The 25,273-nt window shown below is 72.3% G+C and carries 20 protein-coding genes; 13 read left to right on the top strand and 7 right to left on the bottom strand.

Annotated elements, in window-relative coordinates; all coding sequences use genetic code 11:
• Positions 1 to 75: 75 nt before the first annotated feature.
• The 3 genes from HG543_RS24960 (at position 76) to HG543_RS24950 (ending at position 3,001) form a co-directional block, all read left to right on the top strand.
• Positions 76 to 441 carry a GFA family protein gene (locus tag HG543_RS24960; RefSeq protein WP_169347357.1) on the top strand — a complete coding sequence of 122 codons (366 nt, stop codon included), beginning with the start codon at positions 76 to 78 and terminating at the stop codon, positions 439 to 441.
• A 121-nt stretch (positions 442 to 562) separates the two neighbouring features.
• Positions 563 to 1,198 carry a hypothetical protein gene (locus tag HG543_RS24955; RefSeq protein WP_169347356.1) on the top strand — a complete coding sequence of 212 codons (636 nt, stop codon included), beginning with the start codon at positions 563 to 565 and terminating at the stop codon, positions 1,196 to 1,198.
• Between the two features lie 141 nt (positions 1,199 to 1,339).
• Positions 1,340 to 3,001 (top strand): choice-of-anchor D domain-containing protein, encoded by a 1,662-nt coding sequence (locus HG543_RS24950; protein ID WP_169347355.1) that lies wholly within the window; start codon positions 1,340 to 1,342, stop codon positions 2,999 to 3,001.
• Positions 3,002 to 3,013: 12 nt separating this feature from the next.
• Here the strand turns inward: HG543_RS24950 and HG543_RS24945 are convergent, their stop codons facing one another.
• The gene (locus tag HG543_RS24945; RefSeq protein ID WP_171817867.1) at positions 3,014 to 3,463 is read right to left on the bottom strand and encodes a thioredoxin family protein; all 450 of its coding nucleotides are present in this window, start codon (positions 3,461 to 3,463) and stop codon (positions 3,014 to 3,016) included.
• Positions 3,464 to 3,722: 259 nt separating this feature from the next.
• Here HG543_RS24945 and HG543_RS24940 point away from each other — a divergent pair, with 259 nt between their 5' ends.
• The 5 genes from HG543_RS24940 to HG543_RS24920 all read left to right on the top strand — a co-directional run bounded on the left by HG543_RS24940 (position 3,723) and on the right by HG543_RS24920 (position 10,598).
• Positions 3,723 to 4,751, top strand: a complete 1,029-nt coding sequence (locus tag HG543_RS24940) for a 2-hydroxyacid dehydrogenase (RefSeq protein WP_169347353.1) — start codon at positions 3,723 to 3,725, stop codon at positions 4,749 to 4,751.
• A 66-nt stretch (positions 4,752 to 4,817) separates the two neighbouring features.
• On the top strand, positions 4,818 to 6,125 hold the full coding sequence (locus HG543_RS24935; protein WP_169347352.1) for a universal stress protein: 1,308 nt from the start codon (positions 4,818 to 4,820) through the stop codon (positions 6,123 to 6,125).
• 35 nt (positions 6,126 to 6,160) lie between these two features.
• On the top strand, positions 6,161 to 7,624 hold the full coding sequence (locus HG543_RS24930) for a TIGR02996 domain-containing protein (protein ID WP_169347351.1): 1,464 nt from the start codon (positions 6,161 to 6,163) through the stop codon (positions 7,622 to 7,624).
• 1 nt (position 7,625) lies between these two features.
• Positions 7,626 to 9,095: a TIGR02996 domain-containing protein gene (locus HG543_RS24925; RefSeq protein WP_169347350.1), complete on the top strand. Its 1,470-nt coding sequence runs from the start codon at positions 7,626 to 7,628 to the stop codon at positions 9,093 to 9,095.
• A complete protein-coding gene (locus tag HG543_RS24920) occupies positions 9,096 to 10,598 on the top strand; it encodes a TIGR02996 domain-containing protein (protein WP_169347349.1) in 1,503 nt (500 codons plus the stop codon). It abuts the gene before it with no gap.
• A 6-nt stretch (positions 10,599 to 10,604) separates the two neighbouring features.
• On the opposite strand, the gene HG543_RS24915 is transcribed toward HG543_RS24920, so the two are convergent.
• The 3 genes from HG543_RS24915 to HG543_RS24905 all read right to left on the bottom strand — a co-directional run bounded on the left by HG543_RS24915 (position 10,605) and on the right by HG543_RS24905 (position 15,292).
• On the bottom strand, positions 10,605 to 11,273 hold the full coding sequence (locus tag HG543_RS24915; RefSeq protein WP_169347348.1) for a metallophosphoesterase family protein: 669 nt from the start codon (positions 11,271 to 11,273) through the stop codon (positions 10,605 to 10,607).
• 70 nt (positions 11,274 to 11,343) lie between these two features.
• A complete protein-coding gene (locus HG543_RS24910) occupies positions 11,344 to 14,361 on the bottom strand; it encodes a tetratricopeptide repeat protein (RefSeq protein ID WP_169347347.1) in 3,018 nt (1,005 codons plus the stop codon).
• A gap of 34 nt (positions 14,362 to 14,395) precedes the next feature.
• Complete coding sequence (locus tag HG543_RS24905; RefSeq protein ID WP_169347346.1) at positions 14,396 to 15,292, bottom strand: sigma-70 family RNA polymerase sigma factor; 897 nt, start codon at positions 15,290 to 15,292, stop codon at positions 14,396 to 14,398.
• A 213-nt stretch (positions 15,293 to 15,505) separates the two neighbouring features.
• Here HG543_RS24905 and alr point away from each other — a divergent pair, with 213 nt between their 5' ends.
• The 3 genes from alr (at position 15,506) to HG543_RS24890 (ending at position 17,969) form a co-directional block, all read left to right on the top strand.
• The gene (gene alr, locus HG543_RS24900; protein WP_169347345.1) at positions 15,506 to 16,735 is read left to right on the top strand and encodes an alanine racemase; all 1,230 of its coding nucleotides are present in this window, start codon (positions 15,506 to 15,508) and stop codon (positions 16,733 to 16,735) included.
• Positions 16,736 to 16,848: 113 nt separating this feature from the next.
• Positions 16,849 to 17,325, top strand: coding sequence for a hypothetical protein (locus HG543_RS24895; protein WP_169347344.1), 477 nt, complete (start codon positions 16,849 to 16,851; stop codon positions 17,323 to 17,325).
• 68 nt (positions 17,326 to 17,393) lie between these two features.
• On the top strand, positions 17,394 to 17,969 hold the full coding sequence (locus HG543_RS24890) for a hypothetical protein (protein ID WP_169347343.1): 576 nt from the start codon (positions 17,394 to 17,396) through the stop codon (positions 17,967 to 17,969).
• 18 nt (positions 17,970 to 17,987) lie between these two features.
• Here the strand turns inward: HG543_RS24890 and HG543_RS24885 are convergent, their stop codons facing one another.
• A complete protein-coding gene (locus tag HG543_RS24885) occupies positions 17,988 to 18,962 on the bottom strand; it encodes a lysophospholipid acyltransferase family protein (protein ID WP_371876503.1) in 975 nt (324 codons plus the stop codon).
• A 133-nt stretch (positions 18,963 to 19,095) separates the two neighbouring features.
• On the opposite strand from HG543_RS24885, the gene HG543_RS24880 reads away from it, so the two are divergent.
• A complete protein-coding gene (locus tag HG543_RS24880; protein WP_169347341.1) occupies positions 19,096 to 21,852 on the top strand; it encodes a M1 family metallopeptidase in 2,757 nt (918 codons plus the stop codon).
• A gap of 90 nt (positions 21,853 to 21,942) precedes the next feature.
• Here the strand turns inward: HG543_RS24880 and HG543_RS24875 are convergent, their stop codons facing one another.
• Entirely contained in the window at positions 21,943 to 22,698 is a 756-nt protein-coding gene (locus tag HG543_RS24875; RefSeq protein WP_169347340.1) for an enoyl-CoA hydratase, read from the bottom strand.
• Positions 22,699 to 22,803: 105 nt separating this feature from the next.
• On the opposite strand from HG543_RS24875, the gene HG543_RS54610 reads away from it, so the two are divergent.
• Complete coding sequence (locus HG543_RS54610; RefSeq protein WP_211194154.1) at positions 22,804 to 24,258, top strand: peptidoglycan-binding protein; 1,455 nt, start codon at positions 22,804 to 22,806, stop codon at positions 24,256 to 24,258.
• Between the two features lie 90 nt (positions 24,259 to 24,348).
• On the opposite strand, the gene HG543_RS24865 is transcribed toward HG543_RS54610, so the two are convergent.
• Positions 24,349 to 25,254: a ribose-phosphate diphosphokinase gene (locus HG543_RS24865; RefSeq protein WP_169347339.1), complete on the bottom strand. Its 906-nt coding sequence runs from the start codon at positions 25,252 to 25,254 to the stop codon at positions 24,349 to 24,351.
• Positions 25,255 to 25,273: the final 19 nt, after the last annotated feature.

Raw genomic sequence — 25,273 nt, 5'->3', positions numbered from 1 at the left:
AACAGCTGTCATCGGGCGTTGGCATCCGTACTCGCGCCCGGGGGGATGGACCCCGCCGGCGCGAGAGGAGACGTCATGGCCGTCCGAGGCAAGTGCCACTGTGGTGCCACCGAGTTCGAGATCAGCGAGGCCCCGAAGTCGGTGACCCGCTGCAACTGCACGTTCTGCTCGAAGCGCGGCGCTCTGTGGGCCTACATGAAGCCCGAGCAGTTCCGGCTGCTCTCCTCCCGCAACAGCGCTGCCTACAGCTCGACCCCCGAGCTCTTCAAACACTTCCACTGCGGCACCTGCGGGTGCGGTACCTACAGCGACACTCCCGTGTGGGAGACCATGGACACGCAGCCCGACCTCAGGAAGGTGTCGGTGAATGCCCGCCTCCTCGAGGACTTCGACCTGGATGCGGTCCCAGTGACGTTCGTCGACGGAAGGAACAACTGGTAGCGGCGACTGTCTGACACGGCCCGTCGTTCCTGGCCCGAGGCGCATCGTTCTCCTTGTCAGTCGCGGCCGGCTCCGACGAGGATTCCCGCGCCGGGGCCGGCAACCAGGATGGGAGTCGTGTATGCGCAAGCTGGTGCTGCTGATGCTCTGCGGCCTGTGGCTGGGCTGTCAGTCGGAGTCCTCGGAGAAGGCCTCGCGGGACGCGGGAGACGGCGACGCTTCTGTCGAGGCGGAGTGTGTGCGCGCCGAAGCGCCCACCTGCTGCCTGGGGTGCGAGGACGTCCTCACGGAGCCCGTGTGCACGGATGGGAAGTGGACCTGCCCGGAAGGCTCCACCGACCAGCGGCAGTGTCCGAGCAGGCCGGGGCTACCGGCCTGCTCCGGAGCCAGCCCCAGCCACCCCCAGCAGACGTACACGTATCCGGGGTGCGAGAACGCGGACTACAACTGCCCGCGCCTGCTGACGGTGTACTGCGCGCTGGAGAGCATCCGCGCGGAGCACAATCAGTGCGAGCAGGACCGTGACTGTGTGGCGGCCGAGTTCGATGCCCGGTGCACGGACCATGGGCAGTGCCCCCCGGCCATGGTGAGCGTCACCGGCCGCGCGGACTTCGAGACGAAGGCCGCCGCGGAGGTGGCCCGCTACTGCGGCGACCCCCCCATTTGTGCCGCCCGCGGCAGCTGCTCCGTCGAGTACTTCGTGCCCCGCTGCAAGCAGGGGCGCTGCGTGGCGGACTGGCCCGACGCGGGCACCTGAGCCGCTGCTCCTCCACGGGGGCAACGCTGGCCTTGCCTCCGAGCAGGCGCCTGGCGGGTCGCTCCCCAATCCCTTTCAGGCGAGGCGGGCTCCGGAAGGGGGGCTCGCCCGCCATTCACGCTTTGATTTAGAAGGCGCTCCATGTCTCGCAATCCTTTGCAGTCCCTGCTGCCGCGCGTCTGCGCGTCGGCCCTCTTCCTCGCGTGCTCGGGGGAGAACGAGGAACCGCCTCCTCCGCCCGCCCCGACCGCGGTGCTCATCATCGACAGGCCGTCGCTCGACTTCGGCGAGCAGGAGGTGGGCACGAGCTCCGCCGAGCAGGTCTTCACCCTGCGCAATGCCTCGCCCGCCTCGGTGGAGGCGGTCAGCGTCACCGTCGACAGCGAGGCGTTCGTCATCACCGCCAGCACCTGTGAGCGCTTCCTCGACGCGGGGCACGAGTGCGAGGTGCGGGTGAAGTTCGCGCCCGGTCTCGCGGGCAGCCACACGGCCCGCCTCCGTGCGCAGGGGGCGCCAGAGGGCGACGAGGCGGTACTGCAGGGAACCAGCTTCGCCTATGTGGACATCCGCGGCCTGCCCGCCGGTGCGAGCATCGTGGCTGGCGCGGACGCGTGGTCCTGCGGCGCTCCGTGCAAGGTGCCTGTCCGGACGGCGGAGGTGACGCTCCGGGCCACGCCCGCGGGCTACCCCCGGTGGGGTGGTGCCTGCGCCGCGGCGACGCGCGATTGCTCCCTGCGGATGGATGGGGTGAAGGTCGTCTCCCTGGAGGAGGTCGCCTCCGTGGTGAAGTGGGAGCTGCCATGGGCCCGCCATCCCCGCGCCGTGCGCATCGCGCCGGGTGGGGACATCGTCGTCCAGGACGACAGCGCCGTGACGCGGTTGAGCAGCACCGGCCAGCAGCGCTGGCGGTTGGAGTCCTTGTCTCCCCGGGGCATCGGGCTCGACGGGGCAGGCGGCACCTACGTGCTGCGCTCCTCCGGGAGCATCACCCGGCTGTCCGAGGACGGGCGCGAGCTGGGGACCTGGCAGCTTCCTGGGACGGAGCTGTCGGCCGAGTTCATCGCCGTGGCTCCGGACGGAGATGTCTATTGCGTGGTGTCCACGGGCAACTACGAGCGCGCGCGGCAGTACACGCTGTACGCGCTCACGTCCCAGGGCACCGAACGCTGGAGCCGCACCTTCGATGAGGGCCAGTTCAACCGGCCAACAGGGCTCGGTCTCGATGCGATGGAGGCCGTCTACCTGTCTGGCTTTGTCTACAGGCGGGACGGCACCTCCCAGGGCACGACCCTCGAAAAGACGTACCTCCGCAAGCTCAGCCCGGAGGGCCCGCAGCTCTGGGAGAAGCTGAACGTCTCTTCGAGATTGGCCGTCAGCCGCGCGGGCGTGACGGGGCTCTTCAGCTCCACGAGCGGCAGCGCGCCGGGTCGGTTCTGGGTGTCGATGTTCGACACGCAGGGGAATGTGCAATGGACCACCGACGTCGGCGGCCATCCCGGCGTGGTGGACACGCAGACCTTCACCCCCACGCACGTGTTGCTCGTGGGCGGCCACTGGGACAGGGCGTCCGGCGACCTCCCCGACAAGGGCTGGTTCGCGGCGATGAATCTCGACACCCGGGCTCCTGGACCCGTTACCTATATCGAGGGGCCGCCGGAGTCCGGGGCGCGCGTCACCGACCTCCAGCTGACCCCCGAGGGAAGCGTGGTGGTGGGCGGCGGCTTCGGTCCGTCGTATGGGAATGACGCGGGCTTCGTCCGCCTGTATGACGGACGCGTGCTCACGGTGGGCGTCAGCCCGTAGCCCCTGGCGGTATCAAACGGTGGCGCCGGCGCCGCCCTGCGCCACCGACATCATCACCCACCGCTCCAGCTCCGCGCGCGGCATGACGCCGCTGCGCCGCGCCACCTCGCGGCCCCCGGCGTACACCACGAAGGTCGGGATGCCCTGCACGCGCAGGGCATGGGCCACGTGGGGGTGCTCCTCGGTGTTCAGCTTGAGCACGAGCAGCCGCCCCGCCTGGGCCCGGCCCACCGCGTCCAGGATGGGCGCCGCCGCGCGGCAGGGCGCGCACCACGGCGCCCACAGGTCCAGCAGCACCGGCACCGGTGAGCCGAGCACGGCCCGGTCCAGGCCCTCGCCGTCCACCTCCTGCGGCGCGCCGGACACGTCCAGCAGGCCGTGACACCGGCCACACTCGGGGGCGCCCGGGGGACGGGGCTCCCGCACGCGGTTGAACGCTCCACAGGCCTTGCAGCGGAACATGGGCACCTCCCGACGCGGGTTCTTCCCAACCAATATGTAGGCCGCTCCCTCGCCGCGCGCTGCCGTGACGCTTCCTCGCAAGCCCGCTGGCGGGCCCACCGTCGCCCGCCCGGCGCGCAGGTTTTGCGACCCACCCCCACCGTGCGCAGCTTTTGCGCGGCCCGTGGGAGCCAGCGAGGTGGGGAGGCATGGTGCGGGCATTGCAGTCACACCCACCATGACCGGTGGACGGGACGTCACGCCGGGCAGGGGAGCAGGCATGCGGCTGGCCGTCTTCGACACCCATCGGTATGACCGTGACGCGCTGGAGAAGGCCAACGCGGGCTTCGGGCACGCGCTCACCTTCTTCGAGCCGCGCCTGACGCTGCAGACGGCGCGGCTGGCGGACGGCTTTCCGGCGGTGTGCTCGTTCGTGAATGACCGGGTGGACGCGGCCACGCTGGAGGTGCTGCACGCGGGTGGGGTGCGGCTCGTGGCGGCGCGCTCGGCGGGCTACAACCACGTGGACCTGGAGACGGCGCGGCGGCTGGGCATCCGCGTGACGCGCGTGCCCGAGTACTCGCCGCACGCGGTGGCCGAGCACGCGGTGGCGCTGGTGCTGTCCCTCGTCCGCCACATTCCCCGCGCCTTCTCGCGCGTGCGCGACTGGAACTTCTCGCTGGACGGGCTGGTGGGCTTCGACCTGGCCGGCAAGACGGTGGGCGTGGTGGGCACGGGGCGCATCGGCCGCGTGGCCGCGCGCATCTTCCGGGGCTTCGGCTGCCGGGTGCTCTGCTACGACGTGGCGCCGGACGCCGGCTTCGAGCGCGAGACCGGCGTGCGCTTCGTCCCGCTGGAGGAGCTGTTCTCCGCCTCGGACATCATCTCGCTCCACGTGCCGCTGACGCCCAGCACCCGCCACATGGTGGACGGGGCGGCGCTGGCGCGGATGAAGAAGGGTGTGGTGCTCGTCAACACCGGCCGCGGCGCGCTCATCAACAGCCGGGCGCTGCTCGCCGCGCTGAAGACGGGCCACATCGGCGGCGCCGGGCTGGACGTGTACGAAGAGGAGGAGGGCATCTTCTTCCAGGACCTCTCCGGGCAGGTGCTCCAGGACGACACCCTGGCGCGGCTGCTCACCTTCCCCAACGTCCTCGTCACCTCGCACCAGGCGTTCCTCACCCACGAGGCGCTGGCCAACATCGCCGAGACGACGCTGGCCAGCGTGACGGCCTTCGAGCGTGGCGAGCCCCTGGTGAACGAGGTGCGCGCCGAGCAGGTGATTCGCGCGCCGCCAGCCTCACGCTGAGCGCTGGCACGCGAAGTGAAACGGGCGGGAGCAACGCCCCAACAGGATTCTGAACCGGGAGACACCATGTCCATCGTCTGCGCCACGAACTTCTCCGATGCCGCCCTGAGCGCATCCACCATCGCCGCGATGCTCGCCAAGAAGGCGGGCGAGACGCTGCGGCTGGTGCACGTGCTGAACCCCGACTCCGCGCGCGCTTTCGGCGCCTCCCTCCGGGGCGCCGCCGAGGCGGCCCTCGACGACCAGGTGAAGCGCCTGGAGAAGCTGGGCGCGAAGGTGGAGCGCGCGCTGCTCGTCGGGGAGCCGGCGGTGGCGGTGCAGGAATACGTCCGGGAGCAGCGGGCGTCGCTGGTGGTGACGTCCGCGCCGAGCCATGACGCGCCCTTCCTGGGCGTGGGCGGCACGGTGGACCGGCTGGCGCAGACGCTGCTGGTGCCGCTGCTGGTGGTGCGCGAGCCGGGGCCGCTGGAGGCGTGGGCCCGGGGCGAGCGGCCGCTGAAGGTGCTGCTGGGCGTGGACCGCTCGCTGCCCTTCGAGGCCGCGCGGGACTGGGTGAGGGGCCTGCGCAAGTGGGGCGCGGTGGAGTTGGTGGGCGGGCGCGTCTACTGGCCGGAGGAGGAATACCAGCGCCTGGGGCTGGCGCACCCGCTGGTGTTCGCGGACGTCACGCCGGACCTGCGGCTGGCGCTGGAGAAGGAGACGGCGGCGCTGATGGCGCCGCTGGCCACCGCGGAGGGGCAGGTGCCGCGCACCGTGCTGGAGGCGGGCGTGGGCCGCATCGCCGACCACCTCGTGGAGCTGGCCACGCGCGAGAAGGCGGACGTGCTGGTGGTGGGCACGCACCACCGCCGCGCGCTGGGGCGGCTGTGGAGCGTGTCGCACCACGTGCTGCGGCTGGCGCACAACATGTCCGTGGCGTGCGTGCCGTCGCAGGCGGCGGTGTCCGTGGCGGAGGCGCCGCTGCCGACCTTCCGCGAGGTGATGGTGGCCACCGACTTCTCGGACACGGGCAATCGCGCGGTGGCCCATGCCTTCGGGCTGGTGCCCCCGGGCGGCACGGTGCACCTCGTCCACGTCGCGGAGGGCACCCGCACGGCGGGACGGGAAGCCGAGCTGCGGCAGCAGCTCCAGGCGGTGGTGCCCCGGCAGGCCGAGGCCACCGGACGGAACGTGCGAGTGGAGGTCCTCATGGACGGCGGCCGGGACGTGGTGACGCACCTGGTGCAGGCGGCCGAGCGGCTCTGCGTGGACGCCATCGTCATGGGCACGCATGGACGCTCGGGGCTGAAGCTCGCGGTGCTCGGCTCGGTGGCGCAGGCCCTGCTGACGCGCACGGACCGGCCCGTGCTGCTGGTGCGTCCGCTCAAGGGGTGAGGCGGGGCCTGGAGGCCCTCGGCTAGACTGGCGTGGTGAGCGACAGCCTGGACGACCATCTCGGCCGTGGGGCCGGGGCCTTCGCGCGCCGCGCGGATGAGGAGGCGCTCCGGCACCTGCTGGAGGCTTGGAGGCACTGCCGCCATGAGCGCGTCGCCGTGCTCGTGGAGCGGCTGGCCGCGCGGCTCACCGCGGGGCTGGCTCCGCTGGAGTTCGACCCCGGCACCATCCACGTGTTGAAGCAGCGGCCGCTGGAGCTGACGCGGATGCTCGCCGCCGTGCGCGAGGGCGCGGAGCGGGGCTTCGCGGGCTCCCTGCGCCAGTCGCTGCGCGTCCTCCGCGAGTGGGGTGCGGACCCGCGCTTCACGCCCGTGCTCGTCGCCCTCGCGCGGATGCCCATGGGCAGCGAGGTGGGCATCCCCGACGTGCTCTGCGCGCTCATCGAGACGGCAGGGGACCCGCGCGCGCTGGAGCCCCTGCGGGAGCTGCGCGCGGGCCTGCCTCCCGGCGCGGAGCTGGCACGGCGGCTGGACGTCGTCCTTCCGCGTTTGGAGCCGTGGGTGGCTCTGTCGTTGAGCGCGGCCGTAGCGGCCCTGTGCGAGACGCTGGAGGAGGACCTCTCCTCGCGCGAGGCCGCGGAGGTCCGGAGCGCGTCCACCCGCGAGGCGTTGCTGGCGCGCGTGTACGCGGACCCGGATGACGTCGAGGCGCGCCTGGTGCTGGCCGACCACCTGCTGGAGCAGAGCGACCCGCTGGGCGAGTTCATCTCCCTGCAGTGCGCGCAGGAGCGAGACGAGGCCCGCGTCGCGCGGTTGCTGGAGACGCACCGGTTCCAGTGGGAGGCCCCGCTGGGCGCTCCGCCCGTGGCCGACGAGGCCATCCGCTTCGAGCGCGGCTTTCCCGTGTCCGTGAGGATGAGCCTCTGGTTCAAGGAGCCCCTGCCGGAGGTCGGGCCTGCGTGGTCCCCGGTGCGTGAGCTCGACTGGGGCGGGGCCCTGTTCCCGGACCTGGCGGCGTGGCTGGAGCGGCCAGCCCTGCGCAACGTCAGGGTCATGCGGCACATGGCGCCGGAGATGGCGAGGAAGCTGCGCGCGGGCGGACCGGCCCTCCGTCAGGTCGATGTGCTGGGCCCCGTCTCCAGGTTCCCGGACTTCTTCACCCGCATGAGCGAGCTGTCCCACTTGGAGCAGTTGAATGTCATCCCCGCGGACCCGGAGGACGTCGGCCTGTGCGCGAGCATGCCCCTGGCCTCGCGGCTGAAGCGCTTCGAGGCCCGAGGCGAGAGTGGCTGGGCGCTCGTGGCCGAGCCCGCGGCGAAGGTTCCCGTCCAGGCGACGCTGGGAGACGCGGAGGCCGCCTTGGAGCTCGCGCGGGCCATCCGGGGCGCGGCGGGCTTCGGCACGCGAGCGCTGAGCATCCGCATGAGGGAGGACACTCCAGTGGCGCGGGAACAGCTCCAGGCGGCGGCGTTCGCCTACGCGCGAATCGAGTGGAGATGAGATGGCCGAGCACACCCTGAGCGAACTCCTGGCCCGCGCGGCCGAGGCCTTCGAGCAATACGAGGAGCTGGAGGTCCTCCAGCGCCTGCTGAACGCGTGGCGCCAGCAGCGCGAGCCGCGCGTGGCCGCACTCGTGGAGCGACTGTCGAAGCGGCTCTCGGAGCACCTCCGTCCGCAGTGGGGGCCTTCCGACGCGGCCTTCATGCGGGAGCATCACCCGAGGGATTTGCCGAGGCTGCTCCCCCGGGTGCTGGAGCTGGCGGACCAGGGACACTGGAATGTCATGGCCCACCATCTCGACGTGCTCGCGGTGTGGCCCGCGGACCCGCGCCTCACGCCGGTGCTGGTGGAGATCGCCCGGAGGCCCAAGGCCATCGAACGAGAGGTGTTCGCGTCGCTGTGCAAGGCGCTCACGGCATCGGTGGACCCGCGTGCGCTGGAGCCGCTCCGGGCCTGTTTGAAGACGCTCCCTTCCGACTCCCGGCAGGCCCAGTGGCTGAGGGGCGCCATGGAGGCCATCGCCCGATGGGTGCCCCCGCCGATGGACGCGGAGACCGCCGCGCGGTGCGAGGCCCTGGAGCAGGCCCTCGCCGCGCGCGAGGCCGCCGAGGCCCGGAGCTCCCCCACCCGCGAGGCGCTGCTGGAGCGCGTGTACGCGGACCCGGGGGACGTGTCCGCGCGGTTGGTGCTGGCGGACCACCTGCTGGAGCAGGGCGTGCCGCGCGGCCAGCTCATCATGCTCCAGTGCTCGCCGGGCTCGGACAAGGCGCGCGTCGAACGGCTCCTGGAGACGCACGCGCCGCGGTGGGTGACCGAGCTGGGCCCGCAGGTGGCGCCCGGCCATACGCGCTTCGAGCGCGGCTTCCCCTTCGCGGTCCGGCTGCGCCACGACTGGAGGGAAGCCCTGCCCGAGCCGGGCCCCGCGTGGAGGACCGTGCGGGAAGTGAACCTGTCCGAAGTGTCGTTCCCGAACGCGGCGGAGTGGCTCTCGCATCCGAACCTGGGTGGGGTGACGGTGCTGAAGCGCGTGACGCCGGCGCTCGCACGCGAGCTGGTCAACCTCGGCCTCGGCGTGCGGCAACTGGGACTGCGGGGCCCCGTTTCCGAGGTGGCGCCGGAGCTGTTCGGGGAGCTGCTCCGGCTGCCGCTGCTGACGCGCCTGTTCATCCGGTACGCGGACCCGGAGGATGTGCGGCTGTGCGCGGCCTCGGGGCTCGTCTCTCGACTGGAGCGCTTCGATGCGCGCGCGCCCGCGGAGTGGGCGCTCGTGGTGAAGCCGGGGCAGGAGGTGCCCGTGCGCGCGACGCTGTTGGGCGGGCACGACGCGGAGCAGCTCTCACGCGTGCTCGCCGCCGCGGCGGCCTTCGGGACCCGGGGGCTGCTCGTCCGGGGGATGGCCCGTGCCCGGGAGCGCGAGCAGCGGCTGCTGAGGGCCGCGGTGGGGGCCTACGCGCGGGTGGAGTGGCGCTGAATGGATGACTTCCTGGATGATGCTGACGTCGAGGACGACGTGGACATCCCGGGGGAGCCGCTCGAGCGCGCGCTCGATGCCCTCGGTAGACACGAGGACGTGGAGGCCCTGGGGCAGGTGCTGGAAGCCTGGCGCAGGTCCCGCTCCGAGCGGGTCGCCGTGCTGGTGGAGCGGCTGTCGAAGCGGCTGACGAGAGGGCTTGGCCCCCTTCCTTTCGCGCCTCGCAACTTCCTCCGGGCGCCCATGGAGCCCGTGGAGGTGGCCCTGCTGCTCGACACCGCCGTGGAGACGGCGGAACGGGGGGAGGCCCGGGCCCTGGCGGACCTGTTGAAGGCCTTCGGCGACGCCGCGGCGGACCCGCGCTTCACCCCCGCGCTCCTGGCCATCGCGCGGTTGCCGGTCGCCCGCGTGCCGGAGGTGGCGCAGGTGCTCTGCAACCTGCTCGTGGAGATGTGGGACCCGCGCGCCGTGCAGCCGCTTCGCGAGCTGTATGCGAGCCTGGACCCACGCTCCCCCTACGCCGAGCGGCTCGACCTGGCCATCTGGCGGCTCGCGCCCCGCGGGCTGCCCACGCCGCGCCCGGAGGAAGCCCGGGTGTGTGGCTTGATGGAGGAGGAGCTCGCGGTGCGAGAGGCCGCGGAGCGCCCGGGGACTCCCCTCCAGGAGGAGTTGCTGGCTCGCGTGTATGCGGACCCCGAGGATGTGGCCGCGCGGCTGGTGCTGGCGGACCACCTGCAGGAGCACGGAGATCCGCTGGGCGAGTTCATCATGCTGCAGTGCGCGCTCCAGGAGGACCGGGAGCGAATCGCGCGATTGCTCGCCGAGTACGGGAGGCTGTGGGCGTCGGTCCTGGGGCCTCCGGTGGAGCGCGCCCGCACCGAGTTCGCGCGGGGCTTCCCCGTCGCCGTCCGACTGGTCCGCCTGTGGCCGAGGCTCCTGCCCGAGCCCTCGGTGCGCTGGAGGACGGTGCGTGAGCTGGACCTGGGAGGGGCGCCGCTGCCCGGCCTCGCACAGTGGCTCTCGCATCTGAACCTGGGCGGGGTGACAACGCTGAAGTGGGTCACTCCGGCGCTCGCACGGGAGCTGGCGGCATGGGGCCTGGGAGTGAGGCGCCTCATCCTGCCAGGGCCCGCCTCGGAGGGGATGCCGGACCTGTTCACGGAGCTGGCCCGGCTGCCCCGCCTGACACGCCTAAGCATCCGGCCTGGAACGCCGGAGGACGTGCGTCGGTGCGCGGCCTCGGGCCTGGCTTCGCGGCTGGAGCGCTTCGAGGTGCGCAATTGGATGGAGTGGGCGCTCGTGGTGCGACCCGGGGAGGAGGGAGTGGTGCGCGCGAGGCTGCTGCACCGGGACAGCATCGGGTTGCTCTCGGAGGCCCTCCGTGCCGCCCTGGACTTTGGCGCCCGGACGCTCCAGCTCCAGGGCCTGGCCCTCGCGACTCCCGAGGAACAGCAAATCATGCGACAGGCGGCGTCGGCCTACGCGCGGGTGGACTGGCGCTGAGGGGCGTCACGGCGACGCGTCTACGTCCACGTACGCGCGCTTCGCCAGCACCGACACGAGGCGGCACTCCGGCAGCACGTACGCGGACAGCCGCCCGCCATACACGCAGCCCGAGTCCAGGCCCAGCGCATGCGGGTGCCGCTGAATCCCGCGCATGGCGTCGTGGCCGAAGATGACCAGCTCCGGCCCCTTCCACCGGCTGCCCCACGGCTCACCGCCGTCCACGCGCTTCGACGGCGTGCCGTCCTGGGTGATGCTGCGCAGGTTGAGCAGCTCGTCCTCCTTCTGCTCCTCCAGCGGCACGCCCGGCACCAGCCCGCCGTGCACGGCGATGACGTTCAGCTCCGGGAAGCGGCGGTACAGCGGCTGGGCCTCCAGCCATGCCCAGTCCTCGGGCGTCAGCGTGTCCAGCACCTGCTGGTGCTCGGGCTTCAGCGTCTTGCCCTTGGGGCCCCGGCCCGCGCGCCAGCGCAGTACGTGCGCGTCATGGTTGCCCCGCACCGCGAGGAACCCGCGCTCGCGCGCCCGGCGCACCACGCCCGCCGAGTCCGGGCCCTTCGCCACCAGGTCGCCCACCAGCACCACGCGGTCGTCCGGCCGCCAGCCGCACTCGGACAGCAGCGCGTCCAGTTCCTCCGCGCACCCGTGCACGTCACCGATGAAGAGCGTTCGCATCCCGTTCCTCCTCTAACGCGCTTTGCCCGCGCGCGGGAACCCTTCCCACCGGTTTCGTCGTCCGTCAGGCTCAGTGGTCGCGGGCGGCGGGGACCTTCTCCGGCCGGGGCAGGCGGGCGCGCCAGTCATCCAACTGCGCCAGCACCTTCACGTAGCGCTCCCCCATGCCCGCCAGCATCTCCCGCGCCTCGTCGGCCAGCCGCAGGGCGCGGGGCCGGTCCAGGTTCGCCTCCCAGAGTGCCTGCGCCAGGAACATGCGCGAGTAGGCCCGCTCCCCCGGGCTCTGCTGCGAGCCGGGCCTGCCCGCCACCGCCAGCTCCAGCACCTCGGCGGCCCTGCGCGGCTGCTTCAAGTCCAGCCACGTGCGGCCCAGGTCCACCCACGTGCCCGTCAGGTAGCCGAAGGCGTCGTCCTGGCGCGACTCGAGGATGGCCCGCGCCCGCATCAGGTACGGCAGGGCCTCCTCGTAGCGCTTCATGTCCCGGAGGTTGTTGCCGCACGCCCGGAGCGCCCGGGCCAGCAGGGGATGCTGGGGCCCGAGCCGCCGCTCCAGGGGCGCCACGGTGGACAGGTGGCGCGCCAGGGCCTCCTCGGAGCGCCCCAGCCGCGCCAGCAGGTTGCCCAGGTTGCTCGTCATGACCTGCGTGCCGGAGCTCTCCAGGCCCTCGGCCCGGACGGTGAGGTCCAGCGCGCGCTCCTGGAGACGGAGGGCCTCCTCGCCCCGTCCCTGGCGCTCCTCCACGGCGGCCAGCAGGCTGAGCGCGGACCCCAGGGCGGGGTGCTCGGGGCCGAGCGCGCGCTCGAACACCTCCAGCGCGGTGCGCGACAGCTCCTCCGCCCGCTTCAGGTGCTCCCCGCGCGCCAGGTGGCTCTGCCGCCAGTGGATGTAGGCCATCTCCAGCTGGGCGCGCGCCAGGTCGGGATGGTCCGGGCCGAGGGAGGCGCGCCGCGTCTCCAGCGCCTGCTCGAAGAGCTTCCGCGCCTCCTCGGGACGGTGCTGCGCCATGCGCGTGGAGCCCAGCTCCAGCCGCACGTCCGTCGCCTCCAGGCTGTCCGGGCCATACGTCTGCTCCAGGCGCGCGAGCGCCGCTTCCTGCCGCTCGGCGGCTTCGTTGTAGCGGCCCTGCGCGAAGAGCAGCGCGCCCGTGCGGACCTGGAGCTGCGCGCTCAGCACCGCGTCGCCCCCCAGCCGTTCGATGGCCGCCTCGGCGCGCTCGCTCCAGCGCCACGCGTTGGCGTGCTGCTCCAGCGCCTCTCCGGAGGTGCGCACCAGCTCCGTCCACGCGCGCGCGGCGGCCACGTCATTGCGCCCGGCCTCGGCGGCCCACACCGCCTCGAAGAGGGTGACCTCCGCCTTGCGCGGGTCACCCATCTCGCGGCGCAGCTGGCCCAGCAGCAGCAGGGCATCCGCGGCGCCATGGCGGTCTTTCGCCTCCTTCGCCGTCTTCACCGAGGGCTCCAGCAGCGCCACGGCCTCCGCGTACTTGCCGGCGGCCTTCAGCGCGCGCGCCCGCACCAGCGTGTGGCGCAGCGCCTCCGCGTGGGCCCTGGCGGCGGCGTCCATGGGCAGGGGCTCGCGCGCCGACAGGGCCGTCAGGTCCGAGCAGCGCTCCAGCGGCGGCAGCGCTTCCGCGGCGCGCGCGGCGAACTCCACCGTGCCCGCGTCCGCCCGGGCGAACAGCTGCGTGAGGGCGGCCACCTCCGCCAGCCGGCCATCCAGGCAGTGCATGCGCCGGGCGAGGATTTCCTCGGACTGCTCGCCACGCACGCGGGTGGCCTCGCACGCGGTGGTGCGCGTCGTCACCCACGCGGCGGTGTACACGTCCAGCGTGCGCCGCACGCGCTTCCACGCCGCGCCGGCGAAGGGCTTGTCCGTGGCGAGGAAGGCCGCCTCGATGGCCCGCTGCCGCGCCGGCCCCCACGCCGTGGCCATGGCCTCCTCGGCGCCCGCGCAGACGCGCTCCCGGCGCGAGTGCACCGCGTGGGTGATGCCCACCGCGCCCAGCAGCAGCGCCACGCTGCCCGCCACCTGGGCCCAGCGCGTCCAGCGCGCCGCCGGGTCGTGCTGGAGCGCGTCCAGCAGCGCGTCCATGGAGGCGTGCCGGTCCATGGGGCTGACGGCCAGCCCCCGCGTCACCACGCGCCGCAGCCACGGCGGGACGGCGGAGCCCCGGGGCGCGGGCTTCACCCGTCCGGCGCGAATCTCCAGCAGCAGCTCGCGCACGGTGGACGCGGCGAAGGGGCGCTCGCCGTGGAGCGCCTCGTACAGCGCCACGCAGAAGGCGAACTGGTCGCTGCGCGCGTCCGGGTGCGCGTCCGGGTCCATCTGCTCCGGCGCCATGTACGCCGGCGTGCCGCCCGCCACCGGCGTGCTCGGCGTCTCCTCGCCCAGGGGGTTGGCACTGCGCGCGAGGCCGAAGTCGGTGACGCGCACGCGGCCGTCGCGGCCGACGAGGAGGTTCTCCGGCTTGAAGTCGCCGTGCACCACGCCCGCCGCGTGCGCCGCCGCCAGCCCCCGGCCCGCGTCCAGGAAGAGGGCCAGCACCTGCCGCCACGGGCGCGGCGCGGCCTTCAGCCACTGGCGCAGCGTCTGCGCCTCCACCAGCTCCATGGCGAGGAAGACCTGCTGGCCGAAGGTGCCCACGTCGTACACGGGCACCACGTGCGGGTGCGAGACGCGGGCCATGGCCTGGGCCTCGCGCAGCAGGTGCGCGCGGCCCTCCTCCACCTCCAGCCCCAGCGCGCCCGCGCGCAAGAGCTTGAGGGCCACGCGCCGGTCCAGCTCCGGGTCATACGCGCTGTAGACGACGCCCATGCCGCCGGAGCCCAGCCGCTCCAGCACGAGGTAGCGGCCCACCGCGGTGCCCTTCTCCAGCGGCGGTTCCTCCGGCCGCGAGGGGCGGGGCGGCGTCAGCGCGGTGACCTCGCCGGGCGGCCCGTCCTCGGGCGCCTGCGCGCGCAGGGCGTCCGCCACCATCCGCCGGCAGGAGGGGCACGAGTCGAGGTGCGCGTCCACCTGCGCGGCGCGCGGCGAGGACAGGCCGCCCACCAGCAGGTCCACGAAGGTGCTCTCGTCCAGGCAGGCCACGACGACTTCCCCCTCGAAACTCGAAACCCTTTCCTCAGTCCAGCCGTGAGCGCAGCAGGCGGCTGAGGCTCACGTCGAGCTGGCTCGAGATGAGGCGCAGCACGCTGTCGAGCTGCGAGCGGGTGAGGCGCAGCTTCTCGGTGAGCAGCCGCCGCGTCTCCTGGAGGAGCGCCTCCTGCGCGCCCACCACCCAGCGCGCCGCGGTGGAGCGGTGCACGCCGTAGAGCGCGCCGAGCTGGTCGATGCTCAGTCCGTCCAGGTACTTCAGGCGCAGGAAGTTGCGCTGGCGCGGCTCCAGGGACGCGAGCGCCGAGGAGAACGACGCGTTGAACTCCGCGCGATAGGTCGTCTTGAGGTAGGCCAGCTCCGGGTCGTCTCCCGGGGCCATCAGCACGGACAGGTCCGAGTCCTCCGCCTGCGCCTGCCCGCCGCGCTGGCGCTGCCAGTCCAGCGCGAGCCACAGCGCCGCCGCGCGCACCCACCCGCTCAGCGGGCCCGTGCCGGGGTAGGCGGCCAGCCGGGCGGGGGCCTCCGCGCTGCCCACCAGCATGCGCTGGCGCAGCAGCTGGCGCACCTCGTCCAGCCCGGTGGGCGGCAGCTTCAGCCGCGCCACGGCGGCGTCCACCTCGGGGAGGAAGCGCGCCTCGAAGGCCTGGAGCGCCGAAGGCAGCCCGTCCGCCGCCGCGCGGGCGAGGTACACGTCCGACAGGTTCAGCTTCTCCACGTCCTCGGAGGGCGCATCGCCGCCGAGCAGCCGTGCCAGGTGGCTGACGAAGCGGGGACCCTCCAGCTCCACGCCGGGCCATGGGCCCCGAGCCGCCGCCAGCGCGCGCGCCAGCCGCTCCTGCAGGGGAGGCAGCGATTCCGGCGTGGCGGAAGCGCCGCGAGCCGCGACGAAAGCCTGGGCCAGGGAAACGTCCGGGGTGGACACGGCCTGGACGATAGCACCCCCACCTGAAATCCGGTTTCGACCGTTTCACGATGACGGTCTTCTGTGCCCACCCTCTTGCTCCCAGAGGAAGGAGGCAGGACCCGGTGTGGGGGTGGTGCGCAGCGGGGCCCACGCCGTCCCCGTCCGCCTGCCCCGCGCGCGGGCATGTGTGGCTGGGGAGCCACGGGGGCCCCTGGCCCGCGCATTGCTGGTATGGGGCTGATTCTGGAGGTGGCAGTGGAGTCGATTGGTGGCGGGCCGGGAGACGCGGTCCATGCGTCGTGGCTGGAGCTGAGCGCGTCCGCGCTGCGGCACAACGTGGCGGTATTCCGGGCGCTGGAGGGCCGGGAGGGCACGGCGCGCGCGGTGGGCGTGGTGCTCAAGGGCAATGCCTACGGGCACGGGCTGGCGCAGGTGCTGCCGCTGGTACACGGGCAGGTGGACGTCCTGTACTTCATCGCCCCGCAGGACGCGCTGAAGGTGCGTGAGCACGAGCGGGCGCACGGGCTGCCGCCGAAGCAGGTGCTGGTGCTGGGGGCGGTGGCGCCGCAAGAGGCGGTGGTGCTGGCGCGCGAGGGCGTGGACGTGGTGGTGGCGGACCGGAGCTGGGCGGACGCGGTGCCGGTGCTGCGCGCGGCGAAGCTGGAGCGGCCGCTGCGGGTGCACGTGCACATCGACACGGGCCTGGGGCGCGAGGGCTTCACGCTGGACGGGCTGCCGCGCGAGTCGCACTTCCTCGTGGAGGCGCGGGACGTGCTGGAGGTGGTGGGGGCGCTGAGCCACTTCGCCAACACGGAGGACGTGACGGAGCAGGGGTACGCGCTGGCGCAGCTGGACGCGTTCGAGACGGGGCTGGCGTTCCTGGAGTCGCAGCTGAAGTCGGCGAAGCCGCTGCAGCGGCACATCGCCGCGAGCGCCGCGACGCTGGTGCTGCCGAAGGCGCGGTACGAGGCGCTGCGGGTGGGGATTTCGCTGTATGGGCTGTGGCCCTCGCCGGAGACGCGGCTGTCGGCGCGGCTGGTGCTGGGCGAGGTGCCGGTGCTGAAGCCGGTGCTGACGTGGAAGTGCCGCAGCCAGGTGGTGAAGTGGCTGCCGGCGGGAAGCTACGTGGGGTACGGCTGCACGTACCGGTGCCCGGAGCCCACGCGCATCGCGGTGTTGCCGGTGGGGTACTACGACGGCTACCCGCGGCTGGCGTCGGGCAAGGCGCACGTGCTGGTGAACGGGCGCCGGTGCCCGGTGCTGGGGCGCGTGATGATGAACCACCTCATCGTGGACGTGACGCGGGCCGCGCACGACGAGCGCCCCGTGACGGCGACGCTGCTGGGCAGGGACGGCGAGGAGTCCGTCTCCGCCGAGTCGCTCGCGGGCTGGGCGCAGACGATTCACTATGAAGTCGTCACCCGCCTGGGCGCGCACTTGAAGCGCGTGGTGGTGGAGTAGGGCGGCGCTTCGGCGTTCCGCGGTGGACATGGCCTCTGGCGCCTGGAGTTCGGGCGCACGGCGGTGGGCCATGCTGGAGCCCGGGTGGGCGGAGCCGCTCGCCGGGAGGCCGCATGCGCCCTCGTATCGGACGGATTGCGCTGCTCGGATGGCTGCTGGTCAGCGCATTCGGAGCGGGGTGCGCGACCGGCGTCGCCGGGAGGATTCCTCCCGCGGTGTTCCAGTTCCATGAAGTCGTGCGGAATCAGGGAGGCGAGGCGGGTGGGTGGAAGGTTTCGCAGACCACCATCACCCTGACCCGTGTCTCACGCACGCATCCTGTTCGGGCCAACTGCGACGTCGAGATTGGCGTCCCCCTGCGTTCCGTCGGAGGAGGCGCTGTTCCCGATGTGGTGGCGCAGGAGGCGGCGGCCACTGCGGCCGACCAGGCCGCGCGTTTCGCGCTGGGCAGGAGGCCCGTGACGAGCGCGGAACTCTGCGACCTGTTTCTGTTGGAGATGCGACGCCTGCTCGCGGCAACCCTTCGGGGATGCAGGGTGCGTCGTTTCGTCGAGCCAGACATTCCCCAGACAACCTTCGTGCCCGAGTAGCACGGAGGGCTCGTGGCTGTTCTCAGCTCACGAAGTGCCTATGTTGCCGCGTGAAGGGAGCCATTCTCATGAGCCAGTCACTGACAGCGCAGGCGCTCCTTCAGTTGGTCCGGCGTTACTACCCGGCGGGCATCCACGGGGGGGATCCTCGCTACGAAGCTTCCGAGGAGTTCAAGCGGCTGACCGCGCTCAGGCGTGCTGCCGTGGAAGACGCTCGCGCCTGGGATGCCTTCCTCCAGCGCGTCGAGACGGAAATGCCGGATTGCGTCGTGTGGGACTATCCCAACATCCGCTACGACCCCGCTTACTGCCTCCGCTTGGGGCTTCCCGGTTATCCCGATGGAGGACCGGAGCACAAAGAGGTGGTGCTCATGGTGTGCATCCTCGCACCGGTGCACCTCCTCTACGCCGACCACAGCAAGCACGTGGGGGACATCACGGAGACCATCACCTACCCGCCACCGTTCCCCACGGAGTTCCAGCCCTTCGCCGAGAAGCTGGAGGCGCTGGCAATCGAGACATTTGGAACCACCCGCCTGCCCGAGGAGGTGCTCTCCACGCCAGTGCCCGACATCCATGTCGGGCTCATTGGCTTCGGCAAGGTGACGCTCGCGGACTGCCTCTTCAGCGACCACCGCTGGTAGTCCGCGCGCTCCCTACGCTCAACTCTTCTCGGGCAGCGCGGCCGGCGCAGTCGCCGTGGCCGCCGGCTCCGGCTGGTACTTCCATCGCCGGTGCAGCCACATCCACTGCTCCGGGTACTTCCGGATGCAGCGCTCCAGCGCGGCCGTCACGCGCGCGGTGTGCTCCGTAATCGGGTCCTCGCACTCCCCCGGCGCGGGCGGGAGGATGGGGCCCTCCACCTCCATGCGGAAGCGCGCGCCGAAGCCGCTGCGCACGCTCATCACCACGAACACCGGCGCGCCCGTGCGCTTCGCCGCCACCGCCATGGCCGGCGTGGTGGACGCCAGCTTCCCGAAGAACGGCACGAACACCGCCGCCTTCGCCGGCAGCGCCTGGTCCAGCAGCATGTACGGGGACTCACCCCGCCCCACCGCGTCGATGATTTCCTGGATGGCCCCGCGCGGGTAGATGAGCCCCGCGCCGCAGTCCAGCCGCGTCTGCGCGATGCGCGTGTTGAGCGCCCCCTTCAGCGGCCGCACCAGCGCGTCCAGGGGGATGCCATGGCGGATGAGCATGTCTCCCAGCAGCTCCCAGTTGCCGAAGTGCGCCGTCACCATCAGCGCGCCCTTGCCCGAGTCCACGCGCGCCTTCAGCGCCCGCCACGCCTCCTCGCCGACGATGCCCTGCTCCGCCCAGTCCGCCGGCAGCCGGTCTCCTCCCGGCACCGACTCCAGCACCACGCGCGCCATGTTGATGTAGGCCCCGCGAGCAATCTCCCGCCGCTCCGCCTCGCTCTTCTCCGGCATCGCCATGGCCAGGTTGTCCAATGCAACGCGGCGACGGATGCCCAGCGTGTAGGCGAGGTTGCCCACGAACCGCGCGATGGCGTCGCGGGACTTCGGCGACAGCCACGTCAAAAAATCCCACACAAAGCGCGTCAGGAACGCCATCACCGGGCCGGGCGGCGTGCCGACGATGCGCATCAGGTGCGCGGAGGAGCGCTTCTGTTTCACGGGCGGTGGGACCTGGGGGGCGGGAGCAGTCATGGACACGGCGGCACTCCACCCTGAAGCCGCCTTGACGGCAAGGCCACACACTCCTGCTCCGCGCTACCTTGCCTGCCCGGCATGGGCCACACTGCGCGCCATGCCCAACCTGCTCCGTCCGGCGGCCCTGGCCGCCGTCACCCTTCTCAGCGCGTGCGGTGCCCGGCAGACGCCTCCCACCGAGCCACCCGCCGCCGCTGCTCCCACCGCCCAGGCGACTCCCGCCGAGGCGCCCACGCCGCCCCACCTGCGCCTGCCCACCGACGTGCGCCCCACCGGCTACACGGTGGAGCTCACGATGGACCCGAAGGCCTCCGCCTTCCAGGGCGTGGCGGACATCGACCTGAACGTGGAGAAGCCCGCCTCCGTCATCTGGCTCCACGGCAAGCAGCTCACCGTGAAGCAGGCCACGCTCACCCAGGCGGGCGCCTCCATCGACGTGAAGCCCGTGACGGGCGGCACCGACTACCTCGGCTTCTCGCTCGGCAGGCCGCTGGCCGCCGGCCCCGCGAAGCTGCGCGTGGTGTACGAGGGCATCGCCTCCACCAAGGAGACGGATGGCGCCTTCCGCGTCAACGAGGGCGGTGACTGGTACATCTTCACCCAGTTCGAGCCCATCGACGCGCGCCGCGTCTTCCCGTCGTTCGACGAGCCCGCCTTCAAGGTGCCCTGGCAGCTCACCTTCCACGTGCCCGCGGGCAACATCGCCGTCACCAACACGCCGCAAATCGCCGAGGAGGCCCGCCCGGACGGCGGCCGCACCTACCGCTTCGCGCGCACCCAGCCCCTGCCCAGCTACCTCATCGCCTTCGGCGTGGGCCCCTTCGACTTCCTCCCCGCCGCGGATGCCGGCCAGAAGAAGGTGAAGACGCGCATCATCACCCCGCGCGGCCGCGCCGCCGAGGGCGCCTACGCCGCCGAGGTGACGCCGCAAATCCTCGCCGCGCTCGAGGACTACTTCGGCAGCCCGTACCCCTACGAGAAGCTGGACGTCATCGCCGTGCCGCTGCTCGGCGGCGCCATGGAGCACCCGGGCCTGGTGACGTTCAACTCGCGCTCCATCCTCTCCAAGCCGGAGGAGGACACGCTGCAGCGTCAGCGCGGCTTCTCCGGGACGCAGGTGCACGAATTGGCGCACCAGTGGTTCGGCAACCTCGTCACCATGCAGTGGTGGGATGACCTCTGGCTCAACGAGGCCTTCGCCACGTGGATTACGCCGCGCATCGTCGAGACGTGGCGGCCCGCGTGGGACGCGCCGGTGGAGCGCGTGGACGACCGCAACCGCGCGCTGGAGGCCGACAGCCTCCTGTCCGCGCGCCGCATCCGCCAGCCCATCGAGAGCGCCAACGACATCGTCAACGCCTTCGACGGGATTACGTACGGCAAGGGCGCCGCGGTGCTGACCATGACGGAGGAGTGGCTGGGCCGCGAGGTGTTCCGCCGCGGCATCCAGCGCTACATGAAGAAGCACGCGGGCGGCAACGCCAACGCCAAGGACTTCCTGGACGCGCTGTCCGCCGAGGCCGGCAAGGACGTCACGGGGATGATGGGCACCTTCCTGGACCAGGGCGGCGCGCCGCTCGTCACCGCGTCGCTGGAGTGCGGCGCGGGCGGGGCGAAGGTGGTGCTCACCCAGAAGCGCTACCTGCCCCTGGGCTCCAAGGCGCCGGGCCCGCAGACGTGGCGCGTGCCCGTGTGCGTGGACTACCCGGCGGGCACCGGCACGAAGGAGGCGCGCACCTGCACGCTGATGGAGGGCGAGCGCGCGGAGGTGGCGCTGACGGAGACGAAGGCCTGCCCGGCGTGGGTGTTCCCCAACGCGGAAGGGGCGGGCTACTTCCGCATGCAGCTGGCCGGCGAGGCGGCGTCGAAGCTGACGAAGTCGGGCCTGGAGCGGCTGTCTCGCGCCGAGCGCGTGGCGCTGCTGGGCGACGTGCGCGCGCTGGCCATGTCCGGGGCGCTGCCGGCCTCCGAGGCGCTGGCGCTGGCGGCCCGCACCGCCAACGACAAGGACCGCGTCGTCGTCGAGTCCTCGCTGGACCTGCTGGACCTGGTCAGCTCGCGCATGATTTCGGAGGGGAAGGAGGCCGAGCGGGCCCGCTTCCTGCGCGATACGTACGGGCCGCGCGCGCGGCAGCTCGGCTTCACGCCGCGCAAGGGCGAGGACGAGGACACGCGCCTGCTCCGCCCGCGGCTGGTGCGGCTGGCCGGCCGTGAGGGCGCCGACCCGAAGCTCGTCGCCGAGGCGCGCACGCTCGCGGACAAGTGGCTGGGTGACAGGCGCGCGGTGGCCCCGGAGATGGTGGACACGGTGCTGAGCATCGCCGCCGCCCATGGCGACGAGGCCTTCCAGCAGAAGCTGCTTACCGCGGTGCGCGCGGAGAAGGACCGCAAGCCGCGGCAGCAGATGATTGGCGCGCTGGCCAGCTTCACGGACCCGGCGCTGATGAAGCAGAACCTGGGGCTGATGCTCGACAAGGACGTGGACCCGCGCGAGACGGTGTGGATGCTGTTCGGCGCCTCGCAGAACGTGCGCACGCAGCAGGTGGCCTTCGACTTCGTGAAGGAGAACTACGACGCGCTGGTGGGCGGGCCCAACTCGCGCCTGCCGGAGGAGGCCGCGGGGCGCATGGCCTTCGTGGCCGGTGGCTTCTGCAACGCGGAGCAGCGCAAGCAGGCGGCCGACTTCTTCACCGAGCGCAGCGCGAAGGCCCCGGGCGGGCCCCGCCTGCTGGCCCAGGCGCTGGAGGTGGTGGACCAGTGCACCGCGCTGAAGCAGGCGCAGAGCGAGAGCGTGGAGACGTTCCTCGGCCAGCGCGCCACCCCGCGCCCGCCGCAGGCTCCGGCCACGCGCTAGCCGCGGCGCTCCGCGCATGAACGAAGGGCCCGGCGCCGTGCTGTCGGCGTCGGGCCCTGTGTCTTTGGCGCGCCGTGGCGTGCGGCGTGGCTACTTCTTGCTGCCGCGGGACATGAAGGCCATGAAGGCCTCCTGGGCCTCGGTGGACTGGAGGCGCTGGACGAACTCGGCGCCCTCGCGGGCGAGGGTGGCGTGGATTTCGGCGCGCAGCGGCTCGCGCATCAGGCGCTTGGTGACGCGCACCGCCTCGGCGGGGCGGGAGGCGAGGGTGGCGGCGCGCTCGGCGGCCACCTCCTGGAGGTTGGCGGCCGGCACCACCTTGTTGACGATGCCCGCGCGCTGCGCCGTGGCCGCGTCGAAGGGCTCGCCGAACAGCAGCAGCTCGCTGGCCAGCGCGTTGCCCGCCATGCGCGGCAACAGCAGGCTGCTGGCCCCTTCCGCGCACAGGCCGAGCTGCACGAAGGGCATCTGGAAGCGCACGCGGTCGCTGGCGACGACGTAGTCACAGTGCAGCAGCATCGTCGTGCCGATTCCCACCGCCGGCCCGTCCACCGCGGCCACCACCGGCTTGGACGCGTCCACCAGCGCCTTCAGGAAGCGGAACACGGCGCTGTCCTCGCCCGTGGGCGGGTGCTCCATGAAGTCGCCGATGTCGTTGCCCGCGGTGAAGACGCCGCCCGCGCCGGTGAGCAGCACCGCCCGGACGTTGGCGTCACCGTCCGCCTTACGCAGCGCGTCGGTGGCCGCCTCGTACATGGCATGCGTGAAGGCGTTCTTCTTCTCGGGCCGGTTGAAGGTGAGGGTGAGGACCCCGGACTCCAGCTTCGTCAGCAACGTGTCGGACATGACCCCGCACCCTAGCCGAGTCCCTGGGGCCGCGAGGGGAAAGGCAACTTCGGCGCACCTCCTCCGACAATTCCTTCAAGCAGTCGCCATTTTTCCGAGGTTGCCATGAGCGTCCGCAGCGCCACCCAGAGCGCCCCCTCCTACCGAGCCCCCGCACCCGCGGTGCGTTACGACGGCAGCAAGCCGGCGCCGGGCACGGCGAACACCAACGCGGCCCAGGTCACCAACCCGCCGCTCCGGGGCGACCCGAAGAACCGCAACGCGGACACGTACAACCAGGTCCTCAACCAGTTCGCCGTGGGGGTGAACCCGCGCTACACGAAGCGCGACTTCAACGGCGACGGCACGCGCGACACCTTCTGCAACATCTTCCTGTGGGACGCGACGCGCGCCATGGGCGCGGAGATTCCCCACTGGGTGGACGGCAAGGGCAACTCCGTGGCCCCGGGCAAGGGCCGGGAGATGAACGCCAACGCCACCGTGGACTGGATGCACACGCACGGTGAGCGCAACGGCTGGCGGAAGGTGTCGGCGGAGGAGGCGCAGAAGATGGCCAACGCGGGCCACCCCACCGTGGCGCTCTGGAAGAACCCGGGCGGCATCGGCCACGTGGGCATGATTCGCCCCGGTGAGATGACGGACCGCGGCCCGGCGCTGGCGCAGGCGGGCGGGTCCAACTTCAACAACAAGCACGTGAAGGACGGCTTCGGCAACGCGAAGCCCGAGTACTGGGTGAACGACAGCGGCAAGGCCACGGGCAAGCCGCCCGCCGAGCCGCCGAAGACGCCTGGCACTCCGACGAAGCCCACCACGGGCAACGTGAGCGTGCCGCAGACGGACCTGAAGCGCCGCATGGAGGGCCCGGAGGTGCGCAAGCTGCAGGACGCGCTCGTGAAGCTGGGCTACATGACGCAGGCCCAGGTGAACACGGGTCCGGGCATCTTCGGTCCGAAGACCGAGGCGGCGGTGGCGAAGTTCCAGAAGGACCAAGGCATCAGCCCGAACTCGGGCATCTATGGCCCGAGGACGCGCGCTGCGATGACCGAGGCGCTCGGCGGCCAGGGCGGCACGCAGAAGCCGGGTGGGGCGGGCCCCGTGACGGGTCCGACGGCGCCGACGGGCTCGGACGCGACGAAGGCGGCGAACATCGACAAGATTCTCAAGGGCACGGGCCTGGAGGGCCAGGGCGCGCACATCGTGGCGATGTCCAAGAAGTACAACGTGCCGCCGGAGCTGGCGCTGGCGATGTTCCGCAAGGAAGCGTCCTTCATGACGGCCGGCTCGGCGGTGAAGAACAACAACCCGGGCAACCTGCGCTTCGCGGAGTGGGAGCGGCAGTTCGGCGGCCAGCCGAACGGCAACTTCGCCAAGTTCCCGAACGCGAAGCAGGGCATCGAGGCGTACTTCTCGCTGCTCAACTCCGGGTACCGGAGCTTCATCGGCCGCGGCGACTACCAGGGCCTCATCAACAAGTACGCGCCGCCGACGGAGAACGACAGCAAGCAGTACCACCAGCAGGTGCTCGACTGGATGAAGGAGTACAAGACGAAGATCGGCTGAGCCACGGGTCGCGTCTGGCTTTGAAGCGAAGGGGTGGAGGATGCCTGGGCGTCCTTCGCCCCTTTCGCGTTCACACGGAGCAGCGCCCCCTCACGGCCGCAGCGCGCGGGCCACCAGCGGCGCGAGCGTCACCACCTGCTGCGGGAAGGGCAGGCCCTCCTGGGGCTCCACGCTGTCGGTGCGCACCAGCCGCGTCAGCGGCATCGTGCGCAGGCGCTCCACCGCGGGGCCCACCAGCAGCGCGTGCGTCGTCACCACCGTGAAGTCGTCCGCGCACCCCGCCTCGCGCAGCGTGCCCGCAGCCGCCGCCAGCGTGCCGCCCGTGGACACCATGTCGTCCACGAGAATCGGCCGCCGGCCCCGTACCTCGCCCATCAGCCCGCTGGCGTGCACTTCCTCACCGCTCAGCCGCACCTTGTGAATCACCGCCCACGGCCGGCCCAAGAGCCGCGCCAGCGCCTCCGCGCGCTTCACCGCGCCCAGGTCCGGCGCCACCACCACCGACGTGTCCGTCACGTTCGGCCGCAGCGCGTCCGCCAGCAGCGGCAGCGCCGTCAGGTGCTCCAGCGGCGCGCCGAAGCACCCCTCCAGCGCCGGGCTGTGCAGGTCCACCACCAGCACCCGCGCGAAGCGTCCCTGCGACAGCAGGTCCGCCATCAGCCGCCCACCCAGCGGCTCGCCCGGCCGGCCGCGCCGGTCCTGCCGCGCGTAGCCCAGGTACGGCACCACCGCCTCCAGCCGGGCCGCGCCCGCCCGCCAGCACGCATCCGCCATGAGCAGCAGCTCCAGCAGGTGCTCGCCCGTGGGCGGAGTCGTCGTCTGCACGATGACCGCGGTGCGCCCGCGCACTGTCTCGGGCACCTCCACGTGCATCTCACCATCGGGAAACCGCTCGAAGTGGCAGTCAGCGGGTGCCACGCCCAGGGCGTGGGCGAGCTCGCGCCCCAGGTGGGCGCTGGCCGTACCGGTCAGGAGGACGGGATCCATACCCTCCACCCTAGCGCGCCTTCCCACC

The sequence above is a fragment of the Pyxidicoccus fallax genome (assembly GCF_012933655.1).
Taxonomy (GTDB): domain Bacteria; phylum Myxococcota; class Myxococcia; order Myxococcales; family Myxococcaceae; genus Myxococcus; species Myxococcus fallax.
The sequence above is the reverse complement of the archived record's forward strand: the minus strand, read 5'-3'. Positions and strand labels throughout refer to the sequence as shown.